This is a genomic window from Zavarzinella sp. (assembly GCA_041399155.1).
In the GTDB taxonomy this organism is placed as follows: domain Bacteria; phylum Planctomycetota; class Planctomycetia; order Gemmatales; family Gemmataceae; genus JAWKTI01.
In genome coordinates this window covers 2,209,672-2,231,582 of the sequence record JAWKTI010000001.1, presented here as the reverse complement: position 1 = coordinate 2,231,582, position 21,911 = coordinate 2,209,672, and the positions used below count along the sequence as shown (strand labels likewise).

Annotated in this window: 17 protein-coding genes; 13 read left to right on the top strand and 4 right to left on the bottom strand. The window is 48.6% G+C overall.

Annotation, left to right across the window (positions count from 1 at the left end; genetic code table 11):
• Positions 1-29: 29 nt before the first annotated feature.
• From lpxB to R3B84_09200, 5 genes are all read left to right on the top strand, one after another.
• Entirely contained in the window at positions 30-1,166 is a 1,137-nt protein-coding gene (lpxB, locus tag R3B84_09220; GenBank protein MEZ6140737.1) for a lipid-A-disaccharide synthase, read from the top strand.
• A gap of 87 nt (positions 1,167-1,253) precedes the next feature.
• On the top strand, positions 1,254-3,107 hold the full coding sequence (locus R3B84_09215; GenBank protein MEZ6140736.1) for a 1-acyl-sn-glycerol-3-phosphate acyltransferase: 1,854 nt from the start codon (positions 1,254-1,256) through the stop codon (positions 3,105-3,107).
• The gene (gene ybeY, locus R3B84_09210) at positions 3,100-3,549 is read left to right on the top strand and encodes an rRNA maturation RNase YbeY (GenBank protein ID MEZ6140735.1); all 450 of its coding nucleotides are present in this window, start codon (positions 3,100-3,102) and stop codon (positions 3,547-3,549) included. The genes R3B84_09215 and ybeY overlap by 8 nt, the downstream gene beginning before the upstream one ends.
• A complete protein-coding gene (locus tag R3B84_09205; protein MEZ6140734.1) occupies positions 3,546-3,866 on the top strand; it encodes a rhodanese-like domain-containing protein in 321 nt (106 codons plus the stop codon). The genes ybeY and R3B84_09205 overlap by 4 nt, the downstream gene beginning before the upstream one ends.
• Positions 3,867-3,933: 67 nt before the next feature.
• Complete coding sequence (locus R3B84_09200) at positions 3,934-5,472, top strand: deoxyribodipyrimidine photolyase (GenBank protein ID MEZ6140733.1); 1,539 nt, start codon at positions 3,934-3,936, stop codon at positions 5,470-5,472.
• Here the strand turns inward: R3B84_09200 and R3B84_09195 are convergent.
• Both R3B84_09195 and R3B84_09190 read right to left on the bottom strand, forming a co-directional pair.
• Entirely contained in the window at positions 5,450-6,010 is a 561-nt protein-coding gene (locus R3B84_09195; GenBank protein ID MEZ6140732.1) for a hypothetical protein, read from the bottom strand. The two genes, R3B84_09200 and R3B84_09195, sit on opposite strands and share 23 nt — an antisense overlap.
• A 52-nt stretch (positions 6,011-6,062) precedes the next feature.
• Positions 6,063-7,115: a DUF1559 domain-containing protein gene (locus R3B84_09190; GenBank protein ID MEZ6140731.1), complete on the bottom strand. Its 1,053-nt coding sequence runs from the start codon at positions 7,113-7,115 to the stop codon at positions 6,063-6,065.
• A 145-nt stretch (positions 7,116-7,260) separates the two neighbouring features.
• Here R3B84_09190 and R3B84_09185 point away from each other — a divergent pair, with 145 nt between their 5' ends.
• Positions 7,261-8,841 (top strand): GH3 auxin-responsive promoter family protein, encoded by a 1,581-nt coding sequence (locus R3B84_09185; GenBank protein MEZ6140730.1) that lies wholly within the window; start codon positions 7,261-7,263, stop codon positions 8,839-8,841.
• 6 nt (positions 8,842-8,847) lie between these two features.
• On the opposite strand, the gene R3B84_09180 is transcribed toward R3B84_09185, so the two are convergent.
• The gene (locus tag R3B84_09180) at positions 8,848-9,435 is read right to left on the bottom strand and encodes a hypothetical protein (protein MEZ6140729.1); all 588 of its coding nucleotides are present in this window, start codon (positions 9,433-9,435) and stop codon (positions 8,848-8,850) included.
• Between the two features lie 158 nt (positions 9,436-9,593).
• Here R3B84_09180 and R3B84_09175 point away from each other — a divergent pair, with 158 nt between their 5' ends.
• From R3B84_09175 to R3B84_09150, 6 genes are all read left to right on the top strand, one after another.
• Positions 9,594-11,339, top strand: a complete 1,746-nt coding sequence (locus R3B84_09175; protein ID MEZ6140728.1) for a DUF1549 domain-containing protein — start codon at positions 9,594-9,596, stop codon at positions 11,337-11,339.
• A gap of 52 nt (positions 11,340-11,391) precedes the next feature.
• The gene (locus R3B84_09170; GenBank protein ID MEZ6140727.1) at positions 11,392-12,672 is read left to right on the top strand and encodes a DUF1501 domain-containing protein; all 1,281 of its coding nucleotides are present in this window, start codon (positions 11,392-11,394) and stop codon (positions 12,670-12,672) included.
• Positions 12,673-12,817: 145 nt separating this feature from the next.
• Positions 12,818-14,374: a TerB family tellurite resistance protein gene (locus tag R3B84_09165; protein MEZ6140726.1), complete on the top strand. Its 1,557-nt coding sequence runs from the start codon at positions 12,818-12,820 to the stop codon at positions 14,372-14,374.
• A gap of 2 nt (positions 14,375-14,376) precedes the next feature.
• Positions 14,377-16,413: a BREX system Lon protease-like protein BrxL gene (gene brxL / locus R3B84_09160; protein ID MEZ6140725.1), complete on the top strand. Its 2,037-nt coding sequence runs from the start codon at positions 14,377-14,379 to the stop codon at positions 16,411-16,413.
• A 57-nt stretch (positions 16,414-16,470) separates the two neighbouring features.
• Entirely contained in the window at positions 16,471-17,256 is a 786-nt protein-coding gene (locus R3B84_09155) for a pseudouridine synthase (GenBank protein MEZ6140724.1), read from the top strand.
• 3 nt (positions 17,257-17,259) lie between these two features.
• On the top strand, positions 17,260-18,093 hold the full coding sequence (locus R3B84_09150; GenBank protein MEZ6140723.1) for a dihydroorotate dehydrogenase electron transfer subunit: 834 nt from the start codon (positions 17,260-17,262) through the stop codon (positions 18,091-18,093).
• A gap of 10 nt (positions 18,094-18,103) precedes the next feature.
• Here R3B84_09150 and R3B84_09145 read toward each other — a convergent pair whose 3' ends face one another.
• Complete coding sequence (locus R3B84_09145; GenBank protein ID MEZ6140722.1) at positions 18,104-19,207, bottom strand: aldose epimerase family protein; 1,104 nt, start codon at positions 19,205-19,207, stop codon at positions 18,104-18,106.
• A gap of 131 nt (positions 19,208-19,338) precedes the next feature.
• On the opposite strand from R3B84_09145, the gene R3B84_09140 reads away from it, so the two are divergent.
• Positions 19,339-21,888: a polynucleotide kinase-phosphatase gene (locus R3B84_09140; GenBank protein ID MEZ6140721.1), complete on the top strand. Its 2,550-nt coding sequence runs from the start codon at positions 19,339-19,341 to the stop codon at positions 21,886-21,888.
• The last annotated feature ends 23 nt before the right edge of the window (positions 21,889-21,911 follow it).

Sequence of the window (21,911 nt, the reverse complement as noted above, 5' to 3'; positions counted from 1 at the left end):
ACTTACGACTATCTTTTCAGGTGGAGTCAATGCATTTTTTTATCAGTGCTGGTGAACCAAGCGGAGAAATGCACGCCACCAACCTGATCCGTGCACTGAAAACCTGTCAGCCAGATGTGCAGATTTCCGGCTTCGGTGGTGATGCGATGGCCGCCGAAGGCTGCCAATTGCTTTACCCACTGAGCAACCATTCCGTAATGGGGATCAGTGCGGTCCTGAAACAACTCCGCACATTCAAACGGCTACTTGATCAAGCGGAGGATTTTTTTCGCACCCAACGCCCAAATGCCCTGATCATGATTGACTATCCTGGTTTCCATTGGAAACTGGCCGAACGTGCTCGAAAGCATGGCATACCCGTTTACTTTTTTGTCCCACCACAGATCTGGGCGTGGGCATCGTGGCGGGTCAAAAAAATGAAACGACTGTGCGACCATGTGTTTTCCTGTTTGCCATTTGAACATGAATGGCTGGAGAAACATGGTGTGCCCACCACGTACATTGGCCATCCATATTTCGATGAATTGAAAAGACGACAACTCGACCAGCATTGGATTGAGGGTGCACAGAAAGGTGGGCCGGTGATCGGCCTGTTACCAGGCTCCAGAAATCAGGAAGTTCTGCGCAATTTGAAAGATATGTTGGGTGCTGCAAAGTTAATACTTTCTGTACTGCCACAAACTCGCTTTCTAGTGGCGTCTTACAATTCCCTTCAGGCGGATATGGCAACCAGGATCCTTGGTAATTCCGCACTGCCCGTAACCGTATATGTGGGTAAAACGCCAGAAATCATCGCGGCTTCTCAAGCATGCCTGGCAGTTTCTGGTTCCGTCAGCCTTGAATTGATGTATTATCGTACGCCGGCAGTCATCACTTACCGAATCAAGCGACTTGCAAAAAAAATAAAGCCGTTGATTATGAATGTGCGGTTCATTACTCTGGTGAATCTGCTGGCAGACAAGCAAATTTTTCCCGAAGTGATCAGTGAACGCGATTGCTCTAAACTCTTAGCAAATAAGATGTTAGATTGGTTGGAAAATCCCACTCAACTTCAGGCGGTGCGGGCGGAATTGACAACACTGGCCGAAGCAATCGCCCAGCCGGGTGCCTGTGCCAAACTTGCGAACTGGCTGACAGCATCCCATTCGCCCCTCAAACAGCAGTAAAACCCGTCCTTTAATTTGGAAACTGTTTTTCGGGGCCGCTTTGCGACAGGTTGATAAAATTTCCCGATGCTACCAAGAGAAAATTTGATGCTGGACAAAGCAAGCGCGATCGCGCGTGGGAGGCTGATTGCTTACCTGGTCGGTGCGTATGCACAGGCATCGTTTATCACGTTGCTGATAATTGGCAGTTATGGCCAACTGATTGGTCAGTGGAATTTTAACAGCATTTTCAGCTATCAGCCGAAGCAGATTGCGTTGGTTCTTGGGTTTTTCTTTTTCCCGATGTTGCTTGCGGCACCCGCCTTGGGATTGTTGCACCGCTTTTCACAATTGAAGTCGTTTGCAATCACCATTCAGGCGTTGATCTGCATCATCGTGCTGTTATTTTTCTTCAACGAAAATGCCCCCTGGCTCAGTTTTATTGGCTTGATTGGAATTCTTCTTGCAACAAACCTGGTCATTGGGAACATTTCACTGAACTCCACATTGCAGCAAAGTGGGTGGTCAAAACCTGTCTTGCTGGGGGCTATTCTGGCTGCTATGTTTGCGGGCAGCACCCTTGCACTACTGGTGGGCAGTCGGTTGCAACTTGGAATTTCTGAGAGTGTGTTCATTTTCTCATTGATCAGCTTGGTTACTACTTGCTTGTGGGCAAATCCCCCACAGAACGCCGATCGCACTTTTGGTGTGCAGCGTCGTCTGTTTCAGGCTGGAGCACAGATCTGGTTTTCCCGCTTTGGGAGAGCGTGCTGGTTTGGGATTGTCTGGTGGGCATTCACACTAAGTGCTTTGCTGGCAGGAGTGTTACGGAGTAACTTTTTCACCGATGCAACAAACCCGACTTTCCCAAAAACAATGCTCTGGTTTGGTCTTTCAGTTGCGGGAGGTGCTCTTTTCAGTTGGTTTCAGCGGCACTCGTATCGCGTTGCTGCTGGCCTTGTTTATGGTCCTGTACTTATCCTGATCGGTACCACGGTGGGTTATTTTAGCCACCACTGGACATGGAATCTGATTCTGGTGGGTATTGGCATCGGGATGGCAACAACACCGATTGTTCACCTTTACAACCTGTGGACCAATCACATTTCGCCGATTTTCACTACCACATGGGCAATTGTTGGCTGGGTACTGGGACTCGCCTTTACGGTCATCCTGGCGTATCTGTTGCCACAAAATTCGCCACAACTTCAGAAATATTGGGTACTTGCAACGATTGTCAGTTCTTTTGGCATACTGATCCTGTTTATTCTCAACTTTACTTTGCCCGCCTTCGAGGCGTTACTGGAACTGCTTCTTTGGCCTGTTTACCGGTTCCGTACCAGTGGGCAAGCAATTTTACCCACACGTGGGCCGTGCATCATTATCGCCAACCACGCCGCCTACATGGATCCGGTACTGTTAGGCAAAATTGTCCCCAGCCCAATGACACCACTGATGACGAGTGCTTTTTATGATAAAAAACTCATTTATCCTCTGATGAAACTGGTGGGCACTATTCGGGTGGCTGATGCTGGTTTTCGAAAAGAGGCACCTGAGTTGCAGGAGGCCGTTGCCGCACTGGACCGTGGAGAGTGCGTCGTTATCTTTCCTGAAGCATATTTGCGACGCAAGGAAAGCCAGGTGCTTCGCCGCTTTGGACGCGGAATATGGCATATTCTTCAGGACCGACCCACCATTCCTGTGTATTGTGTCTGGATCGAAGGGAATTGGGGCAGTTTTACTTCGTACTTCAAAGGGCCACCTGGAAAAAACAAGTCGATTGACTTCTGGCGTGCAATTTCGTTTGGCGTCCATGGTCCGGTAGAGTTAACTGAAGAAATTTTGCAGGATCAGATGAAAACCCGTCAATTTCTAATGCAGGAATTGCTTGTTGCACGCGCGGAACTGGGGCTACCACCACTGGAGCCAGGTCAAATTGGCATGGGGGAATCCAATGATTAAAGTGTCGATTTCCAGCCCGCAGGAAAAAATGGAATTGCCCTTCCAGCAATTACGCACCGCAGTGACGACGGTGCTGGAAGGTGAAAAAGTAGGGAATGCTAAAATTGTGCTCGCTTTTGTTGAAGATCAGACAATTGCACGTCTGAATATGCAATTTTTGCAGCACGAAGGCCCCACAGATGTGCTCACTTTTCCATACTCAGGCAAAAAGTCGAAATTGCTGGAAGGTGAAATTGTGATTGGTGTGGAAGTGGCAATGCGGGAGGCAGCAGAACGTGGTCACGCAGTTGAAAATGAACTGATCTTGTACAGCATCCACGGTGCCCTTCATCTTTGTGGTTACGATGATCATGATGATGAAGAGCAGATTCTAATGCGACAAAAAGAACGGGAATATCTGAAAAAACTCTCATTGCCAGACATCACGAGTACAGAAGAATGATTAAACAAATCCACCCCACACAGGCGGCAGAGCTGCTTGCTCAAACCGAAGATGTCTTACTTGTCGATGTTCGTGAACCGTGGGAGTATGAATACGCCCACATCCATGAGAGTATTTTAATTCCTTTGGGTGAATTGTCCGAACGTCACGATGAGCTGGATCTGACCAAGCCAATTATTGTTTACTGCCACCACGGGGTGCGTAGTTTATCGGGTGCGGCAATCCTGCAGCAGCACGGTGCAGCCAATGTTGCCAGCATGGCAGGTGGCATCGATGCCTGGAGCAGATTGATCGATCCAAAAATCCCAAAATATTAATCAATTCTCATTTTATTTCTGTTTCAAGCTGGCTATTGATGTTTAATAAGCGTTCGTTTGGGAACTTATGCCAACTTTTAACGATTACCGCATTCGCAAGTTGAATGACGCACCTCTGAATCCAAGTGGGTCTTATGTTTTCTACTGGATGCAGATTTCCAGACGCATGACAAGTAACCATGCTTTAGATTACGCAGTTCATATGGCCAATGAGCTGAAACACCCATTGGTTATTTATGAAGGATTGCGACTCGATTACCCGTGGGCAAACGCACGCCACCACACGTTTTTGTTGCAGGGAATGAAGGATAACTACTTTGCAGCAAAGAAGTTAGGTGTCAATTACTGGCCTTATCTGGAAACAGCAAGTCAGCCCGCACGTGGGCTGCTACATGGGATCGTGAAGAACGCCAGTTTGATTGTCACAGATGATTACCCCGTGTTTATCGTCCCGCAGCAATCGGCAGCAGTTGCAGGGAAAACTGATGTGCAAATGGTTGCAGTGGATAGTAACTGCATGATTCCACTGGAACTGCTGGGCGAGCAGGTGAAGGCAGCGGCCCACATTCGCCCGCGGATCCATCGATTGTTTGTGGAAAGTTATGGGCAACAAGCAACTGCAAATCCCCTGGAACGTCTGGTTAATCGTTCGGTGGTGGCTCCACCTTTTGAATTGTGGGAAGACTGGGAAGATCCCGCCGAAGTGGTTTCGATGTTACCAATTGATCAATCTGTAACACCCGTTGCCACCACAGCAGGTGGTGCAGTTGCTGCCCAAAACGCACTGGATTATTTTGTCACAAACAAGTTACACAATTATTCGGAAGGCAGGAACAATCCGGACGATCCTGCCCGCACGGCAGCAAGTGGATTAAGTGTCTACTTGCGAAATGGCCATCTTGCTATTCAGGATGTGGTCAATCGTGTGCTGCACCACGATGAACCGTGGACGCCTGACAAAATGAACCTTGCTAACAAAAATAAGCGGGAAGGGTATTTTTGTGGTGATCCCAATGTGAACAGTTTTCTTGATGAAGCCCTCACCTGGCGTGATGTCGGCTACCACTGGCATCATTGTCGCAATAAGCAACATGGCATCCCACAGGTTCGGCTCGTGGATCTCGATGGCGAAACGATTCCTACGTACTACGATTTGAAAAGCACCCTGCCAGAGTGGGCCCAGGTAACCCTTGGCAAGCACGATCGGGATCAACGGGATTACACCTATTCTCTGCAGGAGTGGGAAAACTCTGCAACGCACGATGAACTATGGAATGCCGCTCAGACAGAATTAGTGACCACAGGCAAAATTCACAACTATCTGCGAATGCTGTGGGGAAAAAAGGTGCTGGAATGGTCGCCTGATCATCAGACTGCGTACACTGTTCTGGAACATTTGAACAACAAATACGCGCTTGATGGCAGAGATCCCAACTCTTACACGGGAATTTTGTGGTGCTTCGGGTTATTCGACAGACCATGGGCACCCGAGCGTCAGGTATTTGGATCAATCAGATTCATGTCTTCAGGAAATACCGCGAAAAAGTACAAGTTGGATGGGTATTATCGTTATGTCCGCGGGCTTAAAAAGCGGCAGTCGTCGTAATTCCGGTGTTTCTCATCTGAATCAGTCCGGGTAACCAGTGGTCCCACGATTTGCTGAACAATTCCCAAGTCATGCAGCCACCGAACTTGTTGGTCAGGTAGATGTGGCTTTCATCGTATGCGTAGGCGACCATCCAGTGACCCTGTGGCAACATCTTGCCCAAAATGACGGGACCTGGTACCCAGGTGACCACAATGACTGGCTCGCACCGATCCAAGCTGGCTTTTAATTCTGAGATTCCTTTCACAACTGTGAGTTTCAAACCAGCATTTCGGCAAATTTTTTCCATTCGTCTGCGGCTGACACCAAAATATCCACCCATTGTATCTGCCGGGAAATGCATCTGGATCGCGGACATGATCTGCAGTGCTGATTGCTCTTCTGGCTTTACAACTCCGTGGTAGGTCAGAAATGTAGAGGCGGCAGCGTGCCCGCAGGTATAGGGACGCATTGCAGGCAAACCATCGTCGTTGCAGAATTCAAAAATGCGGGATATCCCACTGCACTGGTGAGTGGGAGAAAGAATCCATTGTGCCATGACAAGAATTTCCGGTAGTTCAAAGATGCATTCTATACCGGAAACCAATTCACTAGTCGAGTGTTACGGGGATACCATCGTCACGGGTGGCCAATTGAGCCAGAATGTTCAGTTGGGTGGAATCCCGCAGGAACTTCACTGAACCATCGCCGAACAGAGCATTCACCCCACCGGTGTGGGCAGAGTTCAATGGAATATTCGTGCCAATGTTATCGCAAACACCTGAAGCACCGCAGTGCCCTGGTGCGTTGGTCCAACCAGTTTTCTGATTGATCCGGTAACGCACGGTAGTTCCCTGGAAGATCCGGGCATCCGTGGAGCCACCATTCCACGTAGAAGTGCTGGAATGCCAGCCAATCATCCAGCCATGTAACAAACCAGTTCCCCATCGAACCTTTGATCCATTCTGTGTAAAAAGAAAATCATTCTGTTCGCTGATGAGTATAGTGTTACTTGTTCCATCCTGAATAGTAGGTAGCGTTACTTTGGTAACTCCTGGAACCATAGCACCACCACCACCGAGAATCCCACCGACGCAGCACCCTGCAGTAGCAGGATTGCCAACCCATGTACGGGTTTCCGTGAAACCTGGAATTAATCCAGGCACAGCACCACATACAGATACATAGTGGTTAGCTTGTGCGACACCAATGCCACTCATGGGGCTTGGAGCTGTGTCACCTACTGGTGAAGAAGGGCAAAGGTAGGTGTTGATCTTAACGTTTCTGGTTACCGTTAAATTGTTGGTAGCCGCAGCACCCCAGCCAGACTGACCTGTGAAAACCAATTGTCGATAAATGTTGTCCTGCTCTATGTATGGCAGGATAAAAACTGTCCACGCAGAACCCCAGCCACTGCCACCAGTTCCATAAGGGGCTTGGTCAGATACACCTGCCGATGGCAAATACCCTGTTACATCGTGGTAGGCATGGAGTGCTACACCAATTTGCTTCAGGTTATTGGTGCATTTGGAACGATTTGCAGCTTCCCGCACTTTCTGCACGGCGGGGAGCAAAAGGCCAATCAAAATGGCAATAATGGCAATCACAACCAGCAATTCAATCAATGTGAACGCTTTTCGGTTTGGTGGAGAGTAACCAAACATGAGATTTTCCTCAAGAAAGAGAAAGGAGTTATTAAAAATAATAAACCACTTACACATTACCTTCACAGAAAATTTATTGCAACTGATTTTTTTTCATTTTTTCTAAAAACATACAATTTTTGTAAGTCAACACTGGGATCTAAGTATGTTTTGGGATTTGGTTGTTGGTAATCGACTGGCACGCACGGTTGCAGATGCCGGTTTGGTGCAATATGCCCGCAAGCGCGTCAGGACACTTGATTCCATGGATGTCAACCAGATTCAGGAAGATACTCTCTTCAGGCTCTTTCGCACGGCACGGCATACACAATTCGGAATTGATCACCAGTTTTCCCATATCCGCACGGTAGAAGAATACCAAAAGCTAGTGCCGGTAAGGACTTACGAAGATTTCTGGAAAAACTACTGGCAGCACCATTACCCAAATACGGCGGGGGCCACCTGGCCTGAAAATCCCCCATATTATGCACTTTCTTCTGGTACCACCAGCGGAGCGACGAAATACATTCCGATCACCAAAGAAATGCTGGCATCCAATCGTAAGACCGCATTCACCACAGTGAGCTTTTTTCGTAACGCCTTTCCTCAGAAGAAGTTATTTAGTGGCAAGTTCTTTTTTCTGGCAGGAAACACCAACCTTCGTACGGAAACGAACAACAGCCGGGCGGGCGACTTGAGTGCGATTGCCGCCATCGAAGTGCCATCATTAACTCAACCTTACACCTTTCCCCCGATGGAGCTGAGTGGAATTGCCGATTGGACGGTGAAAGTGAACAAACTGGCAGAAGCTGCTGCTAAATTACCGATCACAGCAATAAGCGGGGTACCATCATGGATCTTACTGTTGTTTGATCGTTTGAAGCAAATCACTGGCAAGAACAAAATTGCTGATATCTGGCCACAGTTGCAATTGATTATCCACGGTGGGATCAAATTCGACCCGTATCGCGAGCTGTTTGAAAACGAAATTGGTCCCGACACGGAATTCTGTGAAGTTTATCCCTGTTCCGAAGGGTTTGTGGCTACGGAGGACCCACGTTACAAAAAATTGAGAATCATTCCTGATCATCAGATCTTTTTCGAATTTATCCCACTGGACCAGTTTCAGGATGGTCAATTAGCCAACCCGTTTCCGGTAAGGCACACGCTGGCTACTGCCGAGGTCGGCGTGCCTTATGCGGTTGCTTTGACGACCTGTGCGGGGCTATGGTCTTACCTGGTGGGGGATACCATTGAATTTGAATCGATTTCACCACCGTTGATTCGTTTCACTGGCCGCACAAAATATTTTCTTTCTGCATTTGGTGAGCACTTAATTAGTGAAGAATTAGAAAAAGCGGTCGCCAGCGCTGCCCACGCAACGCACAGCAACGTATTTCAGTTTCATGTGGGGCCCGTATTTCCGGATAATCCCAAACAGCCAGGCCACCACCTGTACCTCGTTGAGTTTGGTCAGTTGCCAGCCAGCATCGATGAATTTATCTCCTTACTGGATAAGGAGTTATGTCATTTGAATGAAGATTACGATGCCCACCGACAGAACGACCTGAGCATGCTGCCGCCACAAATCCTGGTGGTGAAACCTGGTGCATTTTTGCGCTGGATGCTGGCCAATGGCAAAGGCAGTGTGCAGCACAAAGTGCCACGCATGGACAATTCCGGCAAACAAACCGCAAGTATTAAAAATTGGATGCTGGAAAACCAGGAAATGATCAGTTTTTCATGACATTGCTCAGCGATAAATGAGAGATTTTTCATCTCCAGCAAGTGCCTGAATATTTTTCCGATCTTCCAGTTTCTTTCCATCACTTTCCCACTTGATGACCAGTTCGAAATAATAACTCTGGCCAGAACGGAGTGCTGGAGAATCAAGTAGCAGTGGGTCATTTCCGACGGTATATTCGCGTTCGTTCCAGACCACTACAGAACCTGAAGGTGCCACAATGCGGATTCTCGCAAAGTCTTTGCTGACAGGTGTTTGCTGCGGCGGTGTGGTTATCGCCGGTCGCACGGGCGCAGTTGGCGGTGCTGCAGGTGCAGCCCACTGATATTGTGTGGCTTGCAGGTAATAATTCTGCTGAAAAGGAAGGTAGATCGGCACGTAGTATTGCTGGGCATAAAGCGGAATGTGAGGAAACGGATATACCTGCGGCACAAATACTTGAGGGGAATTAGGAACCAAACGCAGGCCCCCACCTGGGTTGGTAAGTGAAGGTTGGGTCATTCGATAACCAGGGACCAGTTGAAATTTGATCTGGCTGAAGCCGATCTGCGACCAGCTCAGAACCACGAACAGAACTAAAAGTGCAAGTGTTCTCATAAACTTATTCTAACAATAATCGGAACGCCCAGTTTGCCGATTTGGGAATTCGAAAAAAAATCAAAAAAACCGGAAACTTTTTTGCTGTGAAAGTGTTATATACAGTAGAAGAGTGTATAGATGATCTGATCTTTGCACCAGTTGGGAGAACAGAACAGATGAAGATTTTACGCAAGATCCTTGCAGCATCGGTACTTACGACGTTGCTTGTCACGTTGTTCAGCATTGGCCAGCAGGAAAGCTTCGCTCAGGTGGACAAAGCCAAAGCGAAGCAGAAGAAACAGGCAAAAAATAACAAGGCACCAATGAAAGAGGATCCCAATGCAACAATTGGGACCTCCGGAACTCTGCTGACGAAAATTACCCCGCCGAATTCTCCTGTACAACCCACCGCCGTGGCGACGGTGGCACGCAAACTGGATGCGTTAATCAATCAGAAATTGGCGGAAGAAGGGATTCAGCCTTCAGAAAAGACTACCGACGAAGAGTTTCTTCGCCGCGTGTACCTCGATATCACGGGTGTTATCCCCACTGGACAACAGGCAGAGGAGTTTCTTTCGGACGCCTCTTCCAATAAACGTTCTGTGCTGATCGACAAGTTACTTGCAAATGAAAACTTTGGTCGTCACCTGGCCGATTACTGGGCTCGGTTGATGTATCCCTTAGAAACGGACAACCGTTTTCTGCAAAAGCAACCACTGAATGATTGGATGAAAGCATCATTCAACAAGCCCGTTCCGAAGTGGGACAGCATTGCCTATGAACTGATCACCGCAACTGGCGAGCAGAAAACTAACGGTGCCGCTACATATTTGTTGGCTAACCGCGGTGTCGACAAAATGACTGACAGTGTGGGTAAGATGTTTCTGGGGATTCAGGTTGCCTGTGCCCAATGCCACAACCATCCTTTTGCTGAAATTAAACAGGATGACTACTGGGGGATGGCACAATTCTTTTACAAAGTCGCTCCAGTAATTCAGAGAAACAACAAAGACACCAATGCTTCGCCTGGTTTGCAGGAAGTAACAGACACTCGGATAAGCCGTCGAACTAACCCACTTCCAGAAGCAGCGAAAAGCGTGAATCCATCACTGCTAGGTTATGGCAACGTGCGAATGTTGCAATCGGAACCATACCGTCCTGCATTGGGTAAGTGGATTACATCACCCAACAATAAGTATTTTGCAGAAGCATTCATCAATCGTATGTGGGAACAATACTTCGGCGTCGGTTTCTTCAAAACAATGGACGGCCAGATGTGGGATGAAAACGATCCGTCTAATCCAAAATTGTTGAGTGAAATCTCCACCGAGTTCAAAAAATCAGGATTCGATGTGAAGCATCTGGTGCGCTGCATCTGCAACACAGAAGCTTACCAGCGTAGTTGCAGGACCATTGACAGCAACAAACTGGATGATCGCTTTTTCAGCCACATGAATGTGAAAGTATTGACTGGCGAAGAATTGTTTGATTCTTTCGAAAAAGTGCTTGGAGAAACGGCCAAAGCAGCAGCTGCAAAACGGAAAAATCAAGTAGTTCGTGGTGGTCCACAAGGCTTACGGGATCAGTTTGCTTTGTTCTATATGGGCAGCGAAGAAGGGAAGCCAGTTGATTATGAAGCTGGTATCCCACAAGCATTGCGATTGATGAACAGTAACCTGATGGCAGCAAACCGCTTGGCATTAGCAGCAAACACCATCGCTGGAGACAGCGTGCGGAATGGTCAGGTTGATGTTGCGAAAGCGACAGAGAAACTGTATCTGGCAGCTTTGTCCCGACGACCAAAGCCAAATGAAGTGGCACGCCTGGAACAGTTCATTAAATCTCACGAGAACCCACGGATGGCCCTGGGGGATGTTCTGTGGGCGATTGTGAACACCAGCGAGTTTGCACTGAATCACTAATAAACAATGTTATTTATCACGAATACTTTGCAGATAAATTGAGGAGAAACTGATGTTTCCAATGAATGAAAAAACCCGACGTGAGTTTGTGAAACTCTCATCAATGGGTGTGTTTGGTGTGGGTATGTCTGGCTGGATGAACGTGCTGGCTGCACGTGCAGAACAAGCTGCCCCCACTGGACTGGCAAAACGGATCGTTTTAATCTGGCAGGATGGTGGCCCCAGCCATAAGGATACCTGGGATCTGAAACCTACCAGCAAAGGTGCTGGACAGTTCAAACAGATCAAAACCAGTGCACCTGGTGTGATGATTTCTGAGCACCTGCCAAAACTTTCCAAGTTCATGCACAAAGGCACCATCATCCGTGGGATGTCCACTTCAGAAGGTGCCCACCCACGTGCCAAGTACACGATGCACACTGGCTACCGCGAAGGCCAGGGTGGGGTGAACTATCCTTCAATCGGCTCGATTGTCGCACAGGAAATCGGCAATAAAGAACTGCCTATACCGAATTATGTCACCATTGGTGCACGAAGCTACGGAAGTGGTTTCCTCGGACCAAAATATTCTCCCCTGGTGATCAATAACCCCACCAGTGGTGTTGCTGACCTTGCAGCCAGCGTAGGTGCCAGACAGTTCAGTAATCGCGTCGATCTGCTTCAGGAAATGGAAAGTGCATTCTATCACGAATATCGTGCACAGCAGATCAACGACCACAAAACGAACTATGCACGCGCCGTCACCATGATGCAATCGAAAGAAGCCAAAGCTTTCGATTTATCCGGTGAAACTTCCGAAACGAAAGCACGCTACGGGTCGGGCACTTTTAACCAAAGCTGTCTGATGGCCCGCCGACTTCTGGAAGTAGGGGTTCCGTTCGTGGAAGTTTCGATTGGTGGCTGGGATAATCACCAGGATATTTTCAGTCGCTTGAGCACAAATCTGCTTCCCGCAGTCGACGGTGGAGTGTCCGCCCTGCTGACCGATCTGCAGGATCGCAGTATGTTGGACAGCACGCTGGTCATCATCATGGGTGAATTTGGTCGTACACCAAACATCAACACCCGCAGTGCCAATCCAGGCCGCGATCACTACCCACGTGCATGGTCATTGGCCATGTTCGGTGGTGGCGTGAAAGGTGGTTATGTCCATGGCCGCACCGATAAAGAAGGTGCCGTTGTGGAAGAAGGCAAAACCTCCGCACAGGATTTCATGGCTACGGTGTGTGCACTGACTGGAATCGATTACAAGAAAGAAAATATTACCCCCAGCCAACGACCCATTCGAATCGTTGACAAAGTGGGCAAACCAGTTGAAGCAATCCTCAGCTAACCTGTCTTGCAACTGATACTTGTTGACCCACTTCTGATTGAAATCCGTTTCGAAGTCGATTGTTGAAAATTTGCCCCAACTTTCCCATATCTCTCACAAAGAGATACACTAATTTCATCGGATCCATTTGGAATCGTCTGCACAGATGAAAATTGTTCTGTTGATTATTGGGATCGGTGCGGTTTGCGCATTGCCAATACTGGTCATTTACTTCACTTTCTACCGTCGAACTTCTCAGGCTATCTGGTATCGAGAGCTGAAAAAACAACTCGATGCGTTACGACAGTTTGAAACGCAGGTGCAGGAAAAGCAACGCACAATTGATGAAGACTTTGCCAGTATCATCAGAAAAGACCATCTGGAGCGATACTTAAATGAACTGCCTTCTTATCAACTGGAAAAATATTCTGGTATTGGGCCGGCTACAATTAGCTCCCTGCGTGCCCACGGTCTGAAGTATGTTCATGAAGTTCTCGAATATTCTCTCGAGCAAATCGATGGTATCGGCGAAAAGAAAAGTTCCAGCATTAAAGTGGTATGCCGATCCCACCTGAAAGAAGCGGAGAGCCGCTTTCAGGCCAAAGCGTGTCGCGAAGCAATTGAATGTGATCAGGCAATTGCAAAAGAACAGCAACGGCGTGTCGTAGTGGCACAAGATTTAGCACAGGACAAACAGTACCTGTTGGTTTGGCAAGCCCACCTGGCACCATTCCAGAAACTGGCAGAAAATATTCACATGCTGAATTTTATATTGCGAAAGCTCCCACCCGAGAACATGCCGCCTATCCCAGCGATGGCAAAAAAGGCCCCACACCCGGAAACACGGAAGGAAACGGAACCCGAATCGGTAACTATGAATCAGGCAAATCGGCGAAATCAAGAGAAAACTCACCCCCCAGCGCCCAGTCGCACACAAGCGAAGCCTGAGCAGGCAAATGAAGCAATCATCCATGGAGATTTGTTTGCTCAGGAACTACAGCGAACAAAAAACAATAGTAAGAAACAGCCAACAGGTTTACCCAGATTACGCACTGCATGCCGCTTATGTTTTGTGATTGCAAAATCTGATGGCCGGGTAACATTGGCAGAACGTGCGACGATTAACAAAATTCTGATCCGACATGCCGGACGGGACAAAGAACTGGCAGCCCAGGTACCCAAATTACTTCAGGAAGTGGAGCTGAATAATTCTTCTTTTGAAGAAGTGGTGGCGGAAGTTGTTACCAATTTTCAGCAGAAAGAGTGGCCAGAATTACTCGAAATCATCCGCGAAGTCGCAGATGGTTCTGGAAATCATACCCCTGAATGGGAGAATGTTCGTCGGTTTGAGGAATTTATTCGTGAAAAACAGCACGTTGTGGTGGCAAAAGAAGAACCACCCCCGGTAATTACACCCCCACCTGAGCCTCCGAAGCCAACTATCGAACAGTGCAGGAATAATCTGGAAATTGCCACAGACACCGAACTCACCGCCGAATTGGTACGCCGTCAATATCATTTACTGATGGATCGTTATGCAGCAACACGCTTTGAACAGCATGCAGGCGAGTTTCAGGAATTGGCTCTGCGAAAACGCGAAGCGATCGCCACATCTGCTACTTTCCTGCTGGACAGTATGGGCGAACAGTTAGAGTTGCCGTCCGCCAAGCCACCGGAAGATATTCGGCATAATCCGGATCTGGATGATATTTTTGGAGTGTAATTGTGGCCTTATTCGATGAACACCCACTTTCTGAACTTGATACGAAAGCACACGCCCTGCTTGGCGAGAAGGTGGTGATTAAGGCACTTACGCAAAGCAGTGCGTTCCATGGGCTGCCACGTTACGTTTCGGAATATTTAATTGCAAAATATGTGAAACCTGCTACCTGGCGGGACGATCTGGGCAAAATTCAGGAAAAAATCCGTGAATTGTTACCAAACCTGGAATATCGCGAAATTCTGAAAGAACGCCTGCTCAGTAAGGGCGAAGTGACACTGATCGATCAGGTGGAAGTTCGTGTTGACCTCCGTGGGGGCCAACGGTGGGGCAATATCCAGGCGATCAGCGATAATAAGGTTCGAGTAGCAGGAAGCTTATTGGAGGCCAATCCGGGCTTACTTCTGGGCGGAATGTGGGGCACTCTGAAAATCCGCTATTCCCCAGAAATCGATTCTGATTACCCGAACGAACTGGTCTCTTTCACCCCTTTTCAGGTGGGTGTGCCGAACATCAGCGAATATCGGGAAATTCGAAGCAAGTTTACCACCCAAGAGTGGACAGAACTGATGCTGCAAAGTTGCGGCTATCATCCAGGAGCGGTACCAGAAAAACGCACCCGCTGGCTGCTGCTGGCCCGCCTGTTACCATTGGTAGAACGGAATATCAACCTGATTGAACTGGGCCCACGTCAAACGGGGAAAACATTCCTTTTGCGCAATATTTCCCCACGAGTATTTACGATGTCCGGTGGGAAAACCACCCCAGCCAATCTGTTTGTCAATCTGGCAACAAAACAGGTAGGCATCCTTGGCACTCGGAAAGTGATCGTTTTTGACGAAATTGCCCACACAGTTTTTTCGGAAGACGAAACCATTTCCACGTTAAAAGATTACATGGAAAGTGGCCACTTCAGCCGTGGCTCGCTGGCCTTTCAGTCTGATGCAAGTCTGGTTTTTGCAGGTAATCTCGATGTGGATGATGGCCTGCCTGACGAAAAATATCTCCACTTGTTTGAACCTCTGCCGAAACAGTTGATTGATTCCGCATTTATGGACCGCATGCACGGTTATTTACCGGGCTGGGAAATCCCCAAAATCCATCGCGAAATGCTGGCAAACGGAATCGGTTTTCTGACCGATTATTTTGGTGAAGTGCTGGCCCGCCTCCGTGAGGACCATTACTCCGATCGGGTGCGTTCGATTCAATTGCAGCCAGGTGCTACCCGCCGGGATACCAATGCGGTAGAGCGAATTTCTTCAGGAATGTTGAAGTTGATATTCCCGCACGGTGAAGTTACGGATGAGGAATTACACGAAGTAGTGACATTTGCCTGTGAACTTAGACAGCGGGTGCATCAGCAACTTGTTGCACTGGCGCCTGGCGAATTCAAGCCGCGACTGATTGCCCCCACCGGCATCGAGCAATTCGCAGGAAAAGACCTTTCCAGAAGTGTCACTGCAGCCACCCAGGATCGATTGAATACAGAATCGGTCATTGGTGCAGTTACAGGACTTGCTGTCATCAGTTCTGATGGCAAGGAAATCGGTGGTGATACAATCCTGATTCAGGTTTCATGTATCCGTGGTACTGCGGGCGTGGAAGTGACTGGTATCCACGGTCGCGTGCTCAAAGATTCTGTTCGTACGGCGTACAACATCGTCCGTGCACGCTTCCGGGAGTTCGGTGTCAGCGAAAATCGCTTGCAGTCGCAAACGGTGGCTGTCCATTTAGTTCGTATAGCAGAACCCAAAGAAGGCCCATCTGCAGGCCTTGCCTTTGTGGTAGGAATTGTTTCAGCACTGACCAATCGGGCTATCAAAGCAGGATTTGCATTTACGGGCGAAGTCGCACTGCACGGCGAAGTCACTGAAGTGGGTGGAGTAAGACACAAAGTCCTGGCTGCAGCGAGGGCAGGGCGACAGCATGTCGTTTTTCCCGCACTGAATGCCAAGGATCTCGATTCACAGGATGTCAGCGGGATTCAGCTCCACCCGGTGAATACTGTTCAGGAAGCCCTGGCGATCTGTCTGGAACCATAATTAAACAACAACTCGAAGAACAATTAACAAACTTCGAAAATTCGAAGTGAGAATCAGATGACAATGTTGCGTATCAATAAGTTTCTTGCCCATGCGGGATGTGGCTCTCGTCGTCAGTGTGATGAGATGATTATCCGTGGGCGGGTGCGAATCAACGGTGAAATTACCAAAGACCTCACAAGCCAGGTGGATGATACCACGGATCAGGTGTCGTTGGACGATCATCCGATTAAACTGGAAAAACATGTCTATTGGGTAGTCAATAAGCCCCCGGGATATATCTGCAGCAATCATGATCCTGATGGCAGACCACTGGCACTGGACCTCATTCCCCACGTTGTGCAACGAGTATATACTGTGGGGCGGTTGGATGAGGATTCCGAAGGGTTATTGCTGCTCACCAACGATGGAGATCTGGCACAGCAATTGATGCACCCGAAGTATGGCATTGAAAAAACCTACGAAGTACAGGTGGCCGGGAATCCAGATTCTGCAGATTTACAGCAGTTGACCACGGGTATCTGGTTGAGTGATGGCCGGGTAAAAGCAAAGTTTGTTCGAAAAATTAAGTCCCAGGGGAACAGCACGTGGATTCGAATTGTGCTGGCAGAAGGGAAAAATCGAGAAATTCGCCGAATGCTTGCTCGCCTGAAACACAAGGTGGTGCGGCTGAAACGGGTAGCAATCGGTCCGATCCGACTCGATCGACTGGCAAAAGGAAAATCGAGAAAATTAGCGTTGCACGAAATTGAATTCTTACGCAAGGCTGTCGAGATGAAACGCACTGCTGCTGCACAGAAAGTTCCAGCAGCAAAGCCAAAGGCCAGCAAGCAGGAAAAGTAACCAATGCATGCACTGCAAGCTCCCGTGGTATGGAACAGGCAAATTGCGGAAAGAACATGGCAAATTCGGTTAATCTGCCCTACCATTGCCCAGCAGATCAGCCCAGGCCAGTTTGTCATGGTGCGTCTTCCTGACAGTACCGACCCATTACTGGGACGACCGTTTGCGTTGTATGACTGTATTGCAGATGATACAGGCAGTTATTTTGCGATTGATATTGTCTATCTGGTTGTGGGTAAAATAACCGAGAAAATGACCCACCTGCAGCCGGGGAATAACCTGGAAATCTGGGGGCCGCTTGGTAAGGGCTTTCCTCTGTCCCAGGCTTGGTCAGTCGTCAACTGCGTTGCGGGAGGGATTGGGCAGACCCCTTTTCTTGCATATGCCAATGAATTACTGGGCCAAAAAGCATACGCAGGCAGGCAACGCCAGCAATATACATCCGCAGTGCGGTTATATTACGGCGTTCGTACGGCAGCTTATGCAGCCGGCATCAACGATTTTCAGAATGCCGGTTGTGAAGTGCATTTGGCTACGGACGATGGCTCCAGTGGCACTACAGGCAGGGTGACCGAAATTCTTGCTCAGCAGCAACCAGAGGGTTTACTGGTGGGCTGTGGGCCAGAACCGATGCTGCACGCACTGATTGGGTATGCCAATACCAGAAACCAGGAATGCTATGTATCTTTGGAAACACCAATGGCCTGTGGCTTTGGTGTATGTTTCAGTTGTGTGACCCAGGTGAAAACTGCCACAGGGTGGGATTATCAACGTGTATGCGTTGATGGGCCAGTGTTCCGGGCAGACCAGTTGGTCCTTCCAGGCAAAACTCATTAATTTTCACTAATTACTTAGCCACACCAAATTGATAAACCGTGTGTTGCTGATACTTTTCACCCGGCTTCAGAATGATACTTGGGAAGCTTTTCTGATTTGCTGAATCGGGATAGTGCTGTGCTTCCAGACAGAACCCAGAATATTGCTTGTAAAGAAGGCCTTTCCCTTTTTGTTTACCATCCAGAAAGTTGCCTGTGTAAAACTGCAACCCTGGTTCAGTGGTGGAAACAGTCAGTGTGCGTCCCGATTTTGGCTCCATAACAACAGCAGCCAGTTTCAGTTCTCTGCCAGCAACCAGAACAAAGTTCAAGTCGTAACCCAATGGCTCTCCTTCAAGTTGTTTGAACCGCTTGCCAATCACCGTGGGGGTAGTGAAGTCGAACGGGGTTCCTTTCACAGGCGCAATCACTCCTGTGGGAATCATAGTTTTGTCACTTCGGGTAAATTCCGGTGCGTTCAATTGCAGCACGTGGTCGAGAATGGTACCTTGATCGTGTCCTGCCAGGTTAAAATAACTATGCTGGGTAAGGTTCACCGGAGTTGCCTTATCAGTTGTAGCGGAATACTCGCAGTGGATTGCGTTTTTGTCATCCAGGGTGTAAGTGACTTGAATTGACAGATTGCCCGGATAGCCTTCTTCACCATCCTTACTGGTATACTTCAATACGAGAACTGGTTTGGTCTTGTCTGGAACCGTGATGTCCCAGACAACCTTATCGAAACCTTTCTTGCCACCATGAAGGTGGTGGGGGCCATTGTTGGCAAACAATTGATAATCTTTGCCATTCAGCGAAAATTTGGCATTCGCAGTGCGGTTAGCTACTCGGCCAACAATCGCACCAAAATAAGGATGACCTTCCACATAATCTTTCAGTGAAGAACATCCTAATGCCACATCAGCATACTTGCCATTTTTGTCCGGCACATGGATCTGGGTAATGATCCCACCGTAATTGATCACATGAATTCTGGCATCGGTGCCGTTTTGCAGCACATATTCATTAATTTTTGTGCCATCATCCAGAGTGCCATACGGCTTGATGCTGACACCGGGTGCTGCACTTGCCAATTGCAAGGTGGTAAGAAATCCAAGACCAAGGAAGAGGTTACGCATTGTTGTCCTTTCTATTAAAGTTTGAGAAATACCTTCCGGACGCCACTGGAGTGTATTCTAGTAACGAACTTTCGATGATGTAGAATGTCTATGCTGGGGCGTGCTGCTCAAACCCTATGGAATACTGATCCATGTTACTTCAAGTGCCGGAATTTTGTCTAATACTCCTAGTTGGCCCTTCTGGTTCCGGCAAATCAACATTTGCAGCGAAGCATTTTCGTGCCAGTGAAGTGCTGAGTTCCGACTTTTTTCGCGAATTACTGACTGATGATCCTGCGAACCAGCAGGTATCTGCAGAGGCATTTCATCATCTGCGGCAAATCGCTGAAACCCGCCTGAAGTGGCTGCGATTGACAGTCATTGACGCCACGAATCTACAGCCCGAAATGCGGCATGATTTTGTTCAATTAGCCCGTTCCCAGCATACTCCGGTGGTGGCAATTACCTTTGAACTACCTGAAAAAATCTGTCGAGAGCAAAACAATCTTCGTGCACGACCAGTACCCGAACGTGTCATTACTTCTCAGGTGAAGCTGCAGCAGCGGTTTCAACCCAAAATGGACACCGAAGGTTTTCATCGAATTTTGCGGCTGCGTTCGATCGATGAAATCAATGCAGTGCAACTGATTCGTGAGCGGATGAAGCACAATCAGCGGGAATGCACCGGACCATTCGATCTGATTGGCGATGTCCATGGGTGCTACCAGGAGCTATTGCAACTGTTGCACCACCTTGGGTACGAAGTTCAGGGAATATTCCCACAGCCGATTCAAATCTCCCACCCGCAAGGCCGACGTTTGATTTTTGTGGGCGATCTGGTCGATCGTGGTCCAGCAACGCCAGAAGTGCTACACCTGGTCATGTGCGGTGTTGCACAGGGCAACATCTTTTGCGTGCGTGGTAATCACGATGACAAGCTTCTCCGGAAACTGCAAGGCAGTAATGTATCCATCAGCCATGGTCTGCAGCAATCTTTGGAGCAACTCGAAATCCAATCGCCTGAATTTCGACAACAAGTGGTTGAGTTTCTCCAATCATTGCCTCTGCATCTGATTTTCGATCAGGGAAAACTGGTCGTTGCCCACGCGGGGATGAAAGAAGAATACCACGGGCGAGTGTCTGAAAAAATTCGCGCTTTCTGCATTTTTGGCGATACTACCAATGAAAGCGATCAGTACGGTTTGCCAGTTCGCCTTGACTGGGCGGCCAATTACCGTGGGCGTGCGAAAGTTGTTTACGGTCACACACCGTGCTGGAACTCCACCTGGCACAATAACACGATTTGCATCGATAACGGGTGCGTTTTCGGTGGCAAATTAACAGCACTGCGCTACCCGGAGAATGAACTGAGCAGCGTGCCTGCCTTGGCTGCTTACGCACCCACAAGACGGCCTTTCATCCCTGCGGAATCTTCAGAGTCTGTGCCCCCACTGCCGATCAGTGGGGTGGAAACTCTGAATATCAAGGATTTTTCCGGCAAGCTAGTCGTTCCCACGAATTTTCTGGGGAATGTCACCATTCGCGAGCATCAATCTGCCGCTGCGCTGGAATTGATCTGCGGGTTGCCGTTCGATCCACGCTGGCTGATTTATGTGCCACCGACGATGGCTCATGTCCATGTTTCCCAGGTGGGGGATTTTCTAGAACATCCCGAAGAAGCATTCGCGTACTTTGCCCGCCATGGTGTGCGACAATTGATGTGCCAGACCAAACACATGGGCTCGCGGTGCATTGTGGTCGTTGCACGTTCACCGGAAGTGATTCAAACGCGGTTCGGCATTCCGGATTCCCACGGTGGGATTGCCTATACACGAACTGGAAAGCGATTTTTTCGTGATGAACGTACCGAACGTAAGTTTCTGGCACGTTTGCGGCTGGCACTGGATCAATCTCTACTGTGGGAGCAGTTAAAAACTGATTGGTTATGTATTGATGGCGAACTACTCCCCTGGGGCTACAAAGCAGATGAGCTGATTCGCACCCAATATCTGCAGACGGGTGCGGCGGGCTACCATGCTTTGCATCAATTGCAGACGGGGATTCGCAATCAAACCGATGATCGGTTACATGATTTTCGACAGGCCATGACGGCTCGCCTGGAATGCCTCGAACAATACCAGCGATCATTGCAACATTTCATTTCTCCTACTGTAACAGAGAGTGATATCCGTTTTGCACCCTTTCAAATTCTGGCGGGTGAAAACCAGGTGTACGATGCCCACTCGCACCAGTGGCAGATGGACACCTTAGAAAATCTTGTCTGTCAGCAGGAAGATTTATTGCAGCGTACACAATACATTGTGGTAGACACATCTCAGCCGGAATCCTGTGCTTCAGGCACCCAATGGTGGTTGGGAATAACCAACGCAGGAAACGAAGGAATGGTTGTCAAGCCACTCGATCCTGTTGAGACTACGCAGGGTAAAGCCGTACAACCCGCCATGAAAGTACGTGGGCGAGAGTATCTGCGGTTAATTTTTGGTCCGGAATATACTCTGCCGCACTTACTCGCCAGATTACGCGAACGCACGAATACCCGCAAACATGGGCTTGCCTTGCGCGAATATGCACTTGGGATTCAAGGACTTCATCACTTTGTGAACAGAGAGCCACACCGCATGGTATTGCAATGTGCTTTTGGGGTGCTGGCACTGGAAAGTGAACCCGTCTTCAGTCCTTGATCGTTTCGTTGGCATTTTCTTCG

Bases quoted from the DNA above. Each gene is read 5' to 3' on its own strand.
- lpxB (MEZ6140737.1), top strand. From the start codon at position 30: ATGCATTTTTTTATCAGTGCTGGTGAACCAAGCGGAGAAATGCACGCC.
- R3B84_09215 (MEZ6140736.1), top strand. From the start codon at position 1,254: ATGCTGGACAAAGCAAGCGCGATCGCGCGTGGGAGGCTGATTGCTTAC.
- ybeY (MEZ6140735.1), top strand. From the start codon at position 3,100: ATGATTAAAGTGTCGATTTCCAGCCCGCAGGAAAAAATGGAATTGCCC.
- R3B84_09205 (MEZ6140734.1), top strand. From the start codon at position 3,546: ATGATTAAACAAATCCACCCCACACAGGCGGCAGAGCTGCTTGCTCAA.
- R3B84_09200 (MEZ6140733.1), top strand. From the start codon at position 3,934: ATGCCAACTTTTAACGATTACCGCATTCGCAAGTTGAATGACGCACCT.
- R3B84_09195 (MEZ6140732.1), bottom strand. From the start codon at position 6,010: ATGGCACAATGGATTCTTTCTCCCACTCACCAGTGCAGTGGGATATCC.
- R3B84_09190 (MEZ6140731.1), bottom strand. From the start codon at position 7,115: ATGTTTGGTTACTCTCCACCAAACCGAAAAGCGTTCACATTGATTGAA.
- R3B84_09185 (MEZ6140730.1), top strand. From the start codon at position 7,261: ATGTTTTGGGATTTGGTTGTTGGTAATCGACTGGCACGCACGGTTGCA.
- R3B84_09180 (MEZ6140729.1), bottom strand. From the start codon at position 9,435: ATGAGAACACTTGCACTTTTAGTTCTGTTCGTGGTTCTGAGCTGGTCG.
- R3B84_09175 (MEZ6140728.1), top strand. From the start codon at position 9,594: ATGAAGATTTTACGCAAGATCCTTGCAGCATCGGTACTTACGACGTTG.
- R3B84_09170 (MEZ6140727.1), top strand. From the start codon at position 11,392: ATGTTTCCAATGAATGAAAAAACCCGACGTGAGTTTGTGAAACTCTCA.
- R3B84_09165 (MEZ6140726.1), top strand. From the start codon at position 12,818: ATGAAAATTGTTCTGTTGATTATTGGGATCGGTGCGGTTTGCGCATTG.
- R3B84_09155 (MEZ6140724.1), top strand. From the start codon at position 16,471: ATGACAATGTTGCGTATCAATAAGTTTCTTGCCCATGCGGGATGTGGC.
- R3B84_09150 (MEZ6140723.1), top strand. From the start codon at position 17,260: ATGCATGCACTGCAAGCTCCCGTGGTATGGAACAGGCAAATTGCGGAA.
- R3B84_09145 (MEZ6140722.1), bottom strand. From the start codon at position 19,207: ATGCGTAACCTCTTCCTTGGTCTTGGATTTCTTACCACCTTGCAATTG.
- R3B84_09140 (MEZ6140721.1), top strand. From the start codon at position 19,339: ATGTTACTTCAAGTGCCGGAATTTTGTCTAATACTCCTAGTTGGCCCT.